The sequence below is a fragment of the Microcoleus sp. S13_B4 genome (genome assembly GCF_036700885.1).
GTDB lineage: Bacteria > Cyanobacteriota > Cyanobacteriia > Cyanobacteriales > Microcoleaceae > Microcoleus.
Window position 1 is genome coordinate 140,213 of the sequence record NZ_JAUBPU010000008.1, and the last position, 12,048, is coordinate 152,260.

The following is a 12,048-nucleotide window of genomic DNA, read 5'->3' on the forward strand; positions in this document are numbered from 1 at the left end:
GGTGAGGTTGTAATGCGATCGGCTGTGTAAAGCCCGTTGCAACGCAAGAACCCGCCGGGGATCGCTCCCCCGGCGGATAATCGTCCCAGCGAAAATATATCGGTTTCCCTTCTTAATTTGGCGTTAAAATTAAAAGGTTTATCTATGCTATTAAATTGGAAATCCACGAAAGTAAATACAGAAAAGACTAAGCGACCAAATCCGTCGCGGGTGCGGGATCACTTGGCAAACGAGCGCACTTATTTAGCATGGATGCGGACAGCAATATCGCTGATGGGTTTTGGCGTTGTTATAGTGCGCCTTCGCGCCTTCCATCCCCCTCTGCTGCCAACTCCCGGCAATGGTTGGAAGTTGGGTTTGCTTTTTTCAATAGTGGGTTTGCTGACGGTGCTCTTATCAACTAAGCACTACTTCGGTGTTCGCCACGATATCGATTACGATACTTATGAACCTACCGATCGCTGGGTAATTCTTTTCAGCCTCGCGATCGCCATCCTAGGGGCTGGGGTAATTTATTATATGTTCACCATTCCTTCTAGCTTAGAAGGTTTGATGGCACCAGAATAATGGCGCTGGTTTTATATTAATCTTAAAGAGTTCGATCGCGTGCAATTATCGTTCCAACCGATGCAAGTAGATGATGAGAAACCAAAGCAGCACAATCTGTCGCGGGCGATCGATCGATCGGCAAATGAGCGAACCTTCTTAGCATGGATGCGGGCTGCGATCGCCCTCATGGGTTTTGGCGTCGTCATCATCCGACTTCGCGTCGTGCAAATACCCGTACATTACCGCCAGGCGATGGGGTGGAAGTTGGGTTTAATCTTCTCTCTAATAGGTTGGGCGACAGTCTTAATCTCAACTATGCACTACTTCACCGTTCGCCACCAAATTGACCGCGATACCTACAATCCCCCAGACGCCATGGTTTTATTTTTCAGTTTCGCTGTGGCCTTATTGGGAATTGGAGTAATTTATTCGATTTTGGCAGCCGGCCTGGGCCCAAGTAGTTTTGTAATACCCGATTGATTGTCAACAGGAGTTAACCATGAACAGCGATACAGTTGCCACGATCGCTTCCATTATCATCTTAGCTGCTGCTATCTGGGCAGCATTCGTAGTGCTGGAGACTGTCGCGAAAATAGTCCCTAAATTGCTGGGCGTCACAGTCGCGATCGGGCTTTTACTCGTTTACCTGCAATTTTACTGGGGTATCGATACAGCATATCTTTGGCAAACTGTCAAGCATTTGCCTGAAGCTTTCAATTTCTCGCTCGCAGCCTAAAATACCACTAGCCAGCATTCTCCACAACCTCTCCCGGAGCCATAGTTTTGTACCGCAAACACAGTATATTTAGCCGATTCCATAAAATACGGTAACTAGATTGACTTACTAGACATAAGTGATTTGTGCTGTTAAACTACGGTAAGTCGATCGAGTAATGAGCTATTAACGTGGAAAACGCTAAAAAAGTCATTGAAGAGTACCAGCTTGCAGGACAACTGACCCAACAGTTGCCACAAGCTAAGGGCTTGAAGGAAGTCTGGTTTAAAAAGATCAGAGGCGGCTTGCTTCTGGCAATTGGATATTTGCTATCACCGCTGTGTTGGTGGAACGACATATTTTTCAATCTGCCAATTGCCTACGCCTTTGGGTATATCTTTAGTTGGCTTTCCCCAGATTTACTGTTTCCTTGCACAATTGTCGGCTACTGGCTTTCCAATATTGCGGGAATTCTGTTGATGCAGCTAGGAACTTTAGATGTTTTCACAGACAAAGCCAAGGAAAAAAACCTCAAAAAAGAGTTATTGACGGGTTTAGTTTCCTCAACCGCCTTCACTGTGGTCATTGTGGTATTGATTCATTTTAATGTTCTCGATACTCCCGATTTCTTTGCCGGCAAGCAGTCGGTTAACCTCAGCTCTACTTTACCTATGACGCTCGTCACTTCAAGGTAGAAGGCCGAATATAAACCCCATAAATGAATCCAGGGTTTTTCATCAGTTACACAGGTACATATAAGAAAATCAGGGAGCTTTTACACTACAATTTTTGTAGTTTGGTTAATTTGCATTTACTTACTTTTACCAAGATTTTTGTAGCTTAAGACGCGGGAAATCTCAAGCGTTGAAAATCAAAATTCCTGGCAACGCATATTGAAATGCAAGCGATATTTAGCCTGTGTAGCTGTGTTGTTGTAGTCGCCAAAGTTATCTATTTGTTGGTTGGCAGCGCTTAAATACACAGTTTTTGGGCATAACCGTGAACTACTTATTACTATCGTTTCTCAGCTTTTTCGTGGGCATTATCGTTGGTTTGACCGGAGTGGGCGGAGCGTCGCTCATCACCCCAATGTTAATTTTTGTTTTCCAGGTTCCGGCGTCAATTGCTATTAGTTCGGATGTCGTAGCTGCCACACTGATGAAAGTTGTTGGTGGCTTCAAACACTGGCAGCAAAAGACCCTCGACTTGCAAATAGTGAAGTGGCTGGCTTTGGGCAGCGTGCCCGGTTCGCTGACTGGCGTGTGGATTTTACACTGCATCAAATCCAGCGGAAGTCACGACTTAGACAGCATATTGCTGCGCTGTCTTGGAGTAGGGATCGCACTAATTGTCGCTTTATCGCTGACCCAATTAGTGGCCAAAACATTTTTCCCGAGTTTTAAATTGCCTTCGCCCGCTAAATGGGACTTAAATACTAATTATGGCCGTATTTGTACTGTGAGTGCGGCAGCAATTTTAGGCTGCATAGTGGGAATCACTAGCGTGTCTTCCGGTTCGATGTTTGCACTGTTGCTGATTGCTTTTTTCCGCCTGGATACTTCTAAATTGGTGGGTACAGATATTTCGCAGGCGGCAATTTTGTTGATGTTTACATCTCTAGGACACCTCAGCCTCGGAACAGTAGACTGGAGTTTAGTTTTGCCAATTTGGTTGGGTTCGGTGCCGGGAGTTTTGGTAGGTGCTAAATTCTGCCAAATTATGCCTCAACGCCCGCTTAAGTTTGTGATTTACGGAATGTTGGCGATGGCTAGTTGGAAGTTGTATCAAGTCTGAAAGCTAGGGAGAGTACCCAGCCCATTGGTATCAACAATCCCATAAAAACCTTTGTATATCTTGTTTATAGCCAAGTCTAGATCCCCCTAAATCCCCCTTAAGAAGGGGGACTTTGAGAAGAATCTTGTCCCCCCCTTATTAAGGGGGACTTTGAGAAGAATCTTGTCCCCCCCTTATTAAGGGGGGTTAGGGGGGATCTAGACTTCGATATAACAAGAAAGACGGTCGGTTTGACGTTAAGTTGTCACCAATGCCCTACTACTTATTAATAATTGCTGACTAATGATTCGAGTTCGCGGATCGTCGGCAATTCTAAATCTTTGAACAAGGCTGTACTGAGGTAACGTTCGCCATAAGAAGGCTGGACAAAAACTATCAATTTTCCAGCATTTTCGGGACGCTTGCCGACTTGAATTGCAGCACACAAAGCGGCGCCTGCAGAAATTCCTGACAACAATCCTTCTTCTCTGGCAAGCCGACGGCTGTAGGCGATCGCATCTGCGTCGCTAACTGCGATAACCTCATCAATTAACTCTGGTTTCAACACTTCAGGGATGAATCCTGCGCCAATCCCTTGAATTTTGTGAGCACCAGATTTACCTCCAGAAAGCACGGGGCTGGTGGCTGGTTCAACTGCAATTACCCTAAAACTAGACTTTCGCGGTTTAATTACTTCAGCAACTCCCGTAATCGTACCGCCGGTGCCAACTCCAGCCACTAAAAAATCTACTTTACCTTCTGTATCTTCCCAAATTTCCTCGGCCGTTGTTTCCCGGTGAATTTTTGGATTAGCGGGGTTGCGAAACTGTTGCAGCATGAAAGCATTGGGGGTTTCTTCTACAATTTCTTCCGCACGGGCGATCGCGCTTAACATCCCTTCATGTCCCGGAGTTAATTCTAACCGAGCTCCGTAAGCTTTCAGCATCGATCGGCGTTCCGTACTCATCGTATCCGGCATCGTTAAAATCAGACTGTACCCTTTCGCCGCCGCGATCATTGCCAAAGCAATTCCCGTATTGCCTGAAGTCGGTTCAACTAAAATAGTTTTCCCAGGTTGAATTAACCCCGCATCTTCTGCCGCCTGAATCATGCTCGCCCCGATTCGATCTTTCACCGAAGCAGCCGGATTCATCCCTTCCAATTTGGCCACAATTTGAGCAACTACTCCTTCCGATTGTGGAATTTTGTTGAGCTGAACTAAAGGAGTTCTGCCAATTATTCCTGTAACATCTTTAGCAATTCTCATGGCTTAATTTCTCTCCCTTTAAATGTAGTACATGGGATGTGCTTGTTTGCGAACATCCCGCTGTTCGCACAAATCTTGTAATGTGTATTTGCCCAAAACAGCCCAAGATGCCTGTTGAGCTTCCTGCCAGATTTCTAGCACCGCAGTTTTTTCTATTGTTACAGATTCCGAAACTTTTTGGGTCGGGCCGCTGCCGTCGCCTTCGAGTGTCGAAAACACCTCTAGCAAAGTAATCTGCCAAGGCTCTTTCGCCAGCAAATAACCGCCTTTAGCACCCCGCAGACTCTGGACAATACTTGCACGCCGCAGCACGGCAAGAATTTGGTCTAAATAGCGTTCCGGTATCTCTTGAGAAGCAGTAAGTTCGCTTACTGTTAGGGGCGAATCCTTCGGGTGGTGGCTCGCCAGTTCCAAGAGCGCTAACAGGGCATATTGTACTCTAGAAGATAGTTCCACATTCCCCACTGGCGATCGAGTTTAAATTGTACATTATATCATAGTACACAATTCCGGTAGGTGTACAGGTGTTAGTATATTTTTATTACAAAAACGGTTGGAGAAATCCCGTGAGCAACGTAAATGTAGGTTTAAGCTGTCGGCATTGTCGGTATTACGAGCAGCACGGGCACAGGGGCGGAAACTGCCTGATGCTCGGCGTGGGGGTACAGGGTGGGTGGAAAGCTTGCTCCTTCTTGGTTCCGCCCTTTGTACCGTCTTGGGAATACCCAGAAGCGGGTAGAGCCCTAAAGTCTCAAATATTGCAGGGAGCGAGTATTTTAGAGGCCATACCGCCCCCTTAAAGTAACTGCTAAGTAGGTAGGCGGATATATCCTGTCTCATCGTTAAGTTTATTCATACTCGCCTACTTAGCAGCAGTCAACAAATGCGAGATATCGCATCTGTTGGCAGTGAGAAGAAAGAAATCAGGAGAAAGAAAAAAGCAAGGGCGACGATCGCACTTGCTTTTGAACTTATTGACGAGTCGATGAGAAAATTTAATTAACGCACATTCGATACAAATTATCTGTTGCCCAGACCATTCTGAATTTGATCGAAGATTGCACCGTCACCAAAGAACTTGCTTTGCGCCCCCTTCCAGCCACCCATATCAGTGACTGTAAACAGTTTACCAATTCTGGGAAACTGACTGTTAAATTGTCCGGCTACCGTGGAGTTAACAGGCCGAAAACCCACTTTAGCAAATTCTCGCTGAGCTTCCGGCGTGTAAAGATATTTCACAAAAGCTTCCGCCACCTTAGTAGTTCCGTGTTTGGCTGCGTATTTATCAACTACAGCCACGGGGTTGTCAATGGAAATATTCACTTGGGGGATGATGAAAGGTTCAGCTTCGCCCTTCTGTTTCGCCAACAAAACTTCATTTTCATAGTTGATCAGCACATCCCCTTGGTTTTGTTTGTAGAAGGTATCAGATGCTTCGCGGGCATCTTTGGGAAGCACTGGCACGTTTTTATAAACCTGGCTGACAAAGGTGCGGGCTGCTTGTTCGTTTCCTCCGTTTCGAGTTATCGAACCCCACAAAGCTAAGAAGTTCCAGCGCGCGACACCAGAGGTTTTGGGATTAGCAGTAATTACTTTGATACCGGGTTTGGCTAAATCGGCCCAGCCTTGTATTTTTTTGGGATTTCCGGCCCGCGCTACTAATGCTACGACTGATTTGCTCACAATCCCGCTATTTGGCACTTCTCGTTCCCAACCCTGTTTAATTAAACCGGCTTCTTGGATGCGATCGGTATCATAAGCTAAGGCTAAGTGTACGACATCGGCTTCCAAACCGCTAATCACAGCACGGGCTTGAGAACCTGAACCGCCGTAGCTTTGGCTGATAGTGACATTCTGGTTGTTTTCTCGTTTCCACTTCGCTACAAAGTCGGGAACAATCTTTTCGTAGGCGGATTTGGTAACAGAAAAGGAAACTAAGGTGAGTTCGACATCTTTTGGTTTTGGCTGGCTGATTGCAGGCTGAGGGATTAACCAGCTCAAGCCTAAACCTACTGCAAAAAAGAAAGTAAAAACTTTAAACAGCGACGATTTCAGGAATTTTGCTGACTTCCGAGAAAAACCTGCCGAACCAGTCTTTTTTTGCGAGAACCAAAAAAATCTACTTTTTAGACGTTCATACCACATTAAGGAGAGTTCCTGTTGTTGTTTTAGTTTCAGGTGAATTGAGCGCAAAACTTAATGTAATGCGCTGGCAAGCAGTGCAAATGCAATCCAATTATATTTGCCACGAACATCTATAACATTTCGCTAGGGCAGTAATTTTTGCTAATGGCAACAGTGGCACTATTGAGAGACTTTTTTGCCCGCTGTTGGGCCTCACACTCAAGGAGCGATCGCAAACTCTCTCTACTTAATTTAACAGAATACACGATTAAATACTTAATGTCTATAGGTCAACCGTAGTTTTTGTGGAGCTTAATTTTGGAGTCGCAGGATCGATCGCAATTTAATTTTCGTAACACTACCCACTTCATCAGCCGCAATCCACAGCCCACCGTGCAAACTGATGGAAGCAATGCCACTAAAAAAAAGCGCCGACATTGCAGCCAAAAGCTAGCAGCGCTCCATAGCCCATCACCAATACCTCACAAACTCCATCCATATAATTTTTTGTGAAACATGAGACAATATCTGGAATTGAAAAGGTTAACAGTTAACTGTTAACGGTTAATTTCCTTTTATATTTCGTAGTGCCACACCTCGGAAGGTTGTAGAATAATCCGGTGGAGCGGCAGACGATCGATCAAGCCTTGCTGCTCAAAATGACCGAGGGTGCGAGTGACAGTTACGCGACTTGTACCGATATTTCTGCAATGTCCTGATGCGTTAAAATCATATCTATTAGATGTCCTTGCTCTACCTCAGAACCAAACCTCTTAGCCAGCCAAGTTAATAGTTGATAGAGCATAAAATCAACTCTTTTGTAACCTCGCATTACCATAAATTCTTCAGCCTGCTGAATGTGATTGAGCAAAATATCTCTATTTAGCCAGCGATCGCCACATAGTAAAATTGCTTCGACTTTAGTGAGGCATTCAATTTGAAAAGGATCGCATTTTGATATCGGTTTGCCGATCGTATCACCAGGCCCCCATAATCCCAAGGTGATAATTGTGCCATCTTCAAGCCACGTTACAGTTCGCACTACTCCAGTTTCAATTCGCCACAGAGCATTGCTTCTGTTGGGCAAGTGCGAGCGACGAGAAAATATATGTCTGCTTGTTTCATCAAAAGTTTTAGTGGAAAGAGAAGCAATAGTCATAGCCAGTTACTGAATAAATCAAAGTTATTTCGTACATTGCAGCACGATAGTGTTGCGGGCAAAAATCTATATAAATTAAAGCTTTACTAGATTCCTGCGCCGTCTAAAAACTGTGTGATAAATAAATCCGAAGACAAGAATAATTCATGTTTTTCGACATCTGCTTGCTCTGAGTGAGTTGTTTTGAGCGGAGATAATTGAGATTTTAAAAAATCAACCTGCTCTTCTAAATCCTTAATTCTATCGAACAAAGCTCGAATCGCTTGAGCTTCCAAATCCGGTAGGCCTTGAGAATTTAGAGGATCTTCCACCTGCTTTTTCCGAGAGATAATGCGGCCGGGAATTCCCACAACTGTGCAATCGCTAGGGACATCTCGCAGCACTACCGAACCCGCACCAATCCGAACATCATTGCCAATTTGAATATTGCCTAAAACCTTAGCACCGGCTCCTACCACTACATTTTCTCCCAGCGTGGGATGCCGTTTTCCTATTTCTTTACCCGTGCCGCCAATGGTCGCTCCTTGATAAATGACAGCATAATCTCCAACGATCGCAGTTTCGCCAATTACCACCCCCATGCCGTGGTCGATAAACACGCCCCTACCAATTTTCGCTCCTGGGTGGATCTCAATACCTGTTAAAAAGCGGCTCAGTTGGGAAATAAAACGCGGTACAAACGGCAGGCCAGCGGAATAAAGCCAGTGTGCTATCCGGTGCAAAAAAAGTGCTTGCAGTCCGGGATAGCAAAATAATACTTCCAGCCAGTTGCGCGCCGCCGGGTCACGTTCGTAAATAATTTGCAAGTCACTGAACATATTTAGCCTCGCCGTGTTTGGGTTATACAGTATCGGCAGTGCCAACGGTTTAAGCTGCATAAAGCAGTATTGATTGTGGCATTATTACCTATAATACTATAATCCGACCGAATTACAGTAGTTAATGAGAAAAAAATTTTCCTTCCCCAGCCCTTTCTAAGCTGCCTCGGATATTTTCCGCGAAACAAACGGTACAGCTTGTCTGACTTCTTGTCGCAGCGGAATCTCGATCGAGAATTCCGTCCCCAATCCCGGTGTCGAATCGCAGCGCAGCGTACCTTTGTGCTTTTCTACGATAATTTTATAACTGATTGACAGTCCCAAGCCTGTCCCTTTTCCTACTGGTTTCGTAGTAAAGAACGGGTCAAACAGCAGTTTTTTGACATTTTCCGCCATACCAGGGCCGTTGTCAGATATCCGCACAATTATTTTGTCAGGACTTGAATATTCTGTGGTTATGGCGATCGCCATCGGATTGGCTTTCGCTGCTTTGGGCCCGCGATCGAGGTTGTAACTCTCAAGGGCGTCGATCGCATTAGCCAGAATATTCATAAACACCTGATTTAATTGTCCGGCATAGCACTCTACTAAAGGTAAATGGCTGTAGTTTTTAACAATCTCGATCGCCGGGCGATCGGCGGTAGCTTTCAGGCGACTTTGCAGAATTAGCAGAGTGCTGTCAATGCCTTCATGAATGTTGACAGGTTTCATTTCGCTTTCATCTAAGCGAGAAAAATTCCGCAAAGATTTGACTATTTCAACAATGCGCTCGGCTCCTATTTTCATCGAGGACAGCAGTTGCGGCAAATCTTTGCTGAGAAAGTCCAAGTCAATATTTTTTAAATACTCTGAAATTTCCGAGGGAGGGGATAAATAGTTTTTTTGGTAAAGTTTTACCAACTCGAACAGATCCCTAGTATATTCGCTGGCGTGGTGAATGTTGCCGTAAATAAAACTAATAGGATTGTTAACTTCGTGGGCTACACCAGCAACTAATAAACCCAAACTAGACATTTTTTCCTGCTGAATCAGTTGAGCTTGAGTTTGTTGCAACTCTTGCAAAGTTTGCTCTAACTGTTGAGATTTAGCCGTGCGCTCTGCTGCGATTTTTTCAATTTTTTCGGTATAAGTTAATAAGCTCATTAGATAAAGTGTCGCCACCAAAGTTAAGATTGTCCCCAACATTAAAACAGTCAAAGAACGCCAAAATTTTAGAGGAGTAATATACTCTGGCGTTAGCCGTAATTGCAGCAACCACCTGCGATTTTCAATATTGAGAATGCGGGTGCAACTGCTGCCGTCCGGGCAGTAAGCTCTTTCCCCCATAGCGAGTTTATTTTTGATATTTTCGTCGGTAATTATCCTTTTGGTCTTCGCTTCGTAAAAAGCCAGAAATTTATCTGATTCAGGAGCCATAGCATCTTGAAGATACACGTTAACAAAGTTAAGTTTAGTTTCCTGCAACGCCGATTTTACAAGAGCATCAATGAGCAAAACTCCGAGAGTAAAACCTTTGAGATTTTGTGGTTCCTGAGTAGTCAAATTTGTCGGCAATGCTGCGGTATTGCCAGCCGAAATTTGACTAAAAATTGGCATAAAGACGAAGATGCTGGCTTGATTGTGCGATAAATTTTTTTGGCGGTCAGTCGCAGTAATTTCTTGTCTTTTTGCGCCTTTTTCTAACGCGAGCCGATTGGCAGTCAAATCTAAACCTAAATCTATTTCCTCTGTCAGGAATTGCGGAGAGTCAGAAACACGGGGCAGCCAAGCGATCGCCTTCAGGCTCGGATGGCGGTAGAGAGCCGAACCAACAAATGTCTTAATTTCGGGTTTGTTAACGCCGTCAACTACGCTATAAAATGCTCCTGCTGCCCGAATTATTTCTAAATTGCCGCTAACATCTCTCTGAATGTCTGTAGCTATTTTGTCCAGCCGGTCTTGCAGTTCGGCTTGCATGGATTTGTATTCCCAATTGTACGCGACTGAAGAGGCGATCGCAGACAGTCCCAATCCTGCACAAAGTGTTAATCCTGCCTGGATGTAACGGCGATAAGCAAATAAAGTGCTAGTTGCTAAATTCCAGAATTTGTTAGCATTCATATTCTTCGCTGACCTTTTTTTATGGTTCCCACTCAAAATTTCAGAAGGAAGCTTTTTCCCCTTCCCAGGCAGAGCCTGGGAATGAATTTCAGGAGGCTTGGCCTCCGATTTAGAGCCACGAGACAGCATTACCAGGCTCGTGCCTGGTAACGATGTGGCAGCAGTGTTTTGTAGAAGCTCCCCGATAGTATTTTGAGTAAGATGCAGCCGCTGATTTAAATTGAATAAGCAGGGAAAGTCATCGCGTGTTTGGGCTTGACGTAAACCTGCTGATCTCGTGTTAACTGTAGAGAATCGAAGCGCTCGCGACTCACGTAAGCTGTTACTATCTGCTGCGATTCTAACACTAACTCGGTTTGTATTTCCCGCCCTAAATGAATGATGCGACTGACTTTTGCTAATGAAAAACCATACTCCGGCTTAGTTTTAATTTCCACGTCGTGGGGGCGCAAAAACACTACGTCCGAATGAGCTGCTCCATTATTGCGAGCGGTTGTGGCGTTGCTGGCGAACAAACCCGCAGCATTCGACAGCACATTGACCGGCCCAATAAAACTCATCACAAAAGCTGATGCTGGTTTGTCGTAAATTTCCGCAGGAGTGCCAACTTGTTCGACTCTACCTTTGTTCATCACCACAATTTCATCGGCTACTTCCATAGCTTCTTCTTGGTCGTGAGTCACAAAAACTGTGGTGATGTTAACTTCTTTGTGAAGGTTGTGCAGCCACGATCGCAATTCTTTGCGGACTTTAGCATCTAATGCTCCAAAAGGTTCGTCTAGCAGCAGCACTTTTGGTTGAACTGCTAGAGCTCTGGCCAAAGCCACCCGCTGCCGCTGGCCGCCGGAAAGTTGCGAAGGATAGCGATCGCCCAAACCTGTCAACTGCACTAAATCCAAAAGTTCATTAACCCGCCTGCTAATAGAGTCTTTAGGAACTTTGCGAATTTCCATCGCAAAAGCAATATTTTTCCGAATACTCATGTGTTTGAATAAAGCGTAGTGCTGAAACACAAAACCGATATGCCGTTCCTGCACCGACTGATGAGTAGCATCTTCACCGATCAGGTAAATCTGACCGCTGTCCGGCGGTTCTAGCCCCGCGATCATCCTCAGCAGAGTCGATTTCCCGGAACCCGAAGGCCCCAACAGCGCGACTAAAGATCCCTTTTTAATTTCCAAATTCACGTTGTCAATTGCGTGGAAGGAGCCGAAGTGTTTCGATACGTTCTGAACTGTAATACTCATGAGTCTATTTACCTATTTTTGGAGTGAAAAAACCTAACTCCGCTTATCTGACCGGGTTACAGTAGTATATCCTGAAAATAATATTTATTTTGCAACCCGTGTAACTTTTTGTATTGGATCTCGATGCCCTCCTGATGGGGACTAGGCTTGAAAGTTGACGCTGGCGGGTCGTCCGAGGTAACCCGCGAGGGTTTCGAGATGTGGCTGTATATGCGATAAATGCGATAAATGCGATAAATGCGATAAATGCGATAAATGCGATAAATGCGATAAATGCGATAAATGCGATAAATGCG

General features: G+C 44.9%; 15 protein-coding genes. 6 read left to right on the forward strand and 9 right to left on the reverse strand.

Going from position 1 to position 12,048, the window contains the following annotated elements:
• Positions 1–144: 144 nt before the first annotated feature.
• The 5 genes from QT994_RS07595 to QT994_RS07615 all read left to right on the forward strand — a co-directional run bounded on the left by QT994_RS07595 (position 145) and on the right by QT994_RS07615 (position 3,058).
• Positions 145–567, forward strand: coding sequence for a DUF202 domain-containing protein (locus QT994_RS07595; RefSeq protein ID WP_333173091.1), 423 nt, complete (start codon positions 145–147; stop codon positions 565–567).
• 39 nt (positions 568–606) lie between these two features.
• On the forward strand, positions 607–1,029 hold the full coding sequence (locus QT994_RS07600; protein WP_333173095.1) for a DUF202 domain-containing protein: 423 nt from the start codon (positions 607–609) through the stop codon (positions 1,027–1,029).
• A 19-nt stretch (positions 1,030–1,048) separates the two neighbouring features.
• Positions 1,049–1,285, forward strand: a complete 237-nt coding sequence (locus QT994_RS07605) for a hypothetical protein (RefSeq protein ID WP_333045941.1) — start codon at positions 1,049–1,051, stop codon at positions 1,283–1,285.
• A gap of 170 nt (positions 1,286–1,455) precedes the next feature.
• Positions 1,456–1,959, forward strand: a complete 504-nt coding sequence (locus QT994_RS07610) for a hypothetical protein (protein WP_333173097.1) — start codon at positions 1,456–1,458, stop codon at positions 1,957–1,959.
• Between the two features lie 304 nt (positions 1,960–2,263).
• The gene (locus QT994_RS07615) at positions 2,264–3,058 is read left to right on the forward strand and encodes a sulfite exporter TauE/SafE family protein (protein WP_333045938.1); all 795 of its coding nucleotides are present in this window, start codon (positions 2,264–2,266) and stop codon (positions 3,056–3,058) included.
• Between the two features lie 265 nt (positions 3,059–3,323).
• On the opposite strand, the gene cysK is transcribed toward QT994_RS07615, so the two are convergent.
• Positions 3,324–4,304: a cysteine synthase A gene (cysK, locus tag QT994_RS07620; protein WP_333045936.1), complete on the reverse strand. Its 981-nt coding sequence runs from the start codon at positions 4,302–4,304 to the stop codon at positions 3,324–3,326.
• An 18-nt stretch (positions 4,305–4,322) separates the two neighbouring features.
• Complete coding sequence (locus tag QT994_RS07625) at positions 4,323–4,760, reverse strand: Rrf2 family transcriptional regulator (RefSeq protein ID WP_333045935.1); 438 nt, start codon at positions 4,758–4,760, stop codon at positions 4,323–4,325.
• Between the two features lie 110 nt (positions 4,761–4,870).
• On the opposite strand from QT994_RS07625, the gene QT994_RS07630 reads away from it, so the two are divergent.
• Complete coding sequence (locus tag QT994_RS07630) at positions 4,871–5,104, forward strand: hypothetical protein (protein WP_333045934.1); 234 nt, start codon at positions 4,871–4,873, stop codon at positions 5,102–5,104.
• Between the two features lie 220 nt (positions 5,105–5,324).
• Here QT994_RS07630 and QT994_RS07635 read toward each other — a convergent pair whose 3' ends face one another.
• From QT994_RS07635 to QT994_RS07665, 7 genes are all read right to left on the reverse strand, one after another.
• Positions 5,325–6,305 (reverse strand): sulfate ABC transporter substrate-binding protein, encoded by a 981-nt coding sequence (locus tag QT994_RS07635; RefSeq protein ID WP_333045933.1) that lies wholly within the window; start codon positions 6,303–6,305, stop codon positions 5,325–5,327.
• 698 nt (positions 6,306–7,003) lie between these two features.
• On the reverse strand, positions 7,004–7,129 hold the full coding sequence (locus QT994_RS07640; protein ID WP_333173126.1) for a helix-turn-helix domain-containing protein: 126 nt from the start codon (positions 7,127–7,129) through the stop codon (positions 7,004–7,006).
• Positions 7,111–7,587, reverse strand: a complete 477-nt coding sequence (locus QT994_RS07645; protein WP_333173102.1) for a Crp/Fnr family transcriptional regulator — start codon at positions 7,585–7,587, stop codon at positions 7,111–7,113. The genes QT994_RS07640 and QT994_RS07645 overlap by 19 nt, the downstream gene beginning before the upstream one ends.
• Positions 7,588–7,673: 86 nt before the next feature.
• Positions 7,674–8,405 carry a serine O-acetyltransferase gene (gene cysE, locus QT994_RS07650; protein ID WP_445243880.1) on the reverse strand — a complete coding sequence of 244 codons (732 nt, stop codon included), beginning with the start codon at positions 8,403–8,405 and terminating at the stop codon, positions 7,674–7,676.
• Between the two features lie 156 nt (positions 8,406–8,561).
• Positions 8,562–10,505, reverse strand: a complete 1,944-nt coding sequence (locus QT994_RS07655) for an ATP-binding protein (RefSeq protein WP_333173106.1) — start codon at positions 10,503–10,505, stop codon at positions 8,562–8,564.
• 215 nt (positions 10,506–10,720) lie between these two features.
• The gene (locus QT994_RS07660) at positions 10,721–11,752 is read right to left on the reverse strand and encodes a sulfate ABC transporter ATP-binding protein (protein ID WP_333045924.1); all 1,032 of its coding nucleotides are present in this window, start codon (positions 11,750–11,752) and stop codon (positions 10,721–10,723) included.
• Positions 11,753–11,808: 56 nt separating this feature from the next.
• Positions 11,809–12,048 (reverse strand): hypothetical protein (locus tag QT994_RS07665; RefSeq protein WP_333173108.1); only part of this gene is annotated, 240 nt, incomplete at its 5' end.

Bases quoted from the DNA above. Each gene is read 5' to 3' on its own strand.
- QT994_RS07605 (WP_333045941.1), top strand. From the start codon at position 1,049: ATGAACAGCGATACAGTTGCCACGATCGCTTCCATTATCATCTTAGCT.
- QT994_RS07645 (WP_333173102.1), bottom strand. From the start codon at position 7,587: ATGACTATTGCTTCTCTTTCCACTAAAACTTTTGATGAAACAAGCAGA.
- cysE (WP_445243880.1), bottom strand. From the start codon at position 8,405: ATGTTCAGTGACTTGCAAATTATTTACGAACGTGACCCGGCGGCGCGC.
- QT994_RS07595 (WP_333173091.1), top strand. From the start codon at position 145: ATGCTATTAAATTGGAAATCCACGAAAGTAAATACAGAAAAGACTAAG.
- QT994_RS07655 (WP_333173106.1), bottom strand. From the start codon at position 10,505: ATGAATGCTAACAAATTCTGGAATTTAGCAACTAGCACTTTATTTGCT.
- QT994_RS07660 (WP_333045924.1), bottom strand. From the start codon at position 11,752: ATGAGTATTACAGTTCAGAACGTATCGAAACACTTCGGCTCCTTCCAC.
- cysK (WP_333045936.1), bottom strand. From the start codon at position 4,304: ATGAGAATTGCTAAAGATGTTACAGGAATAATTGGCAGAACTCCTTTA.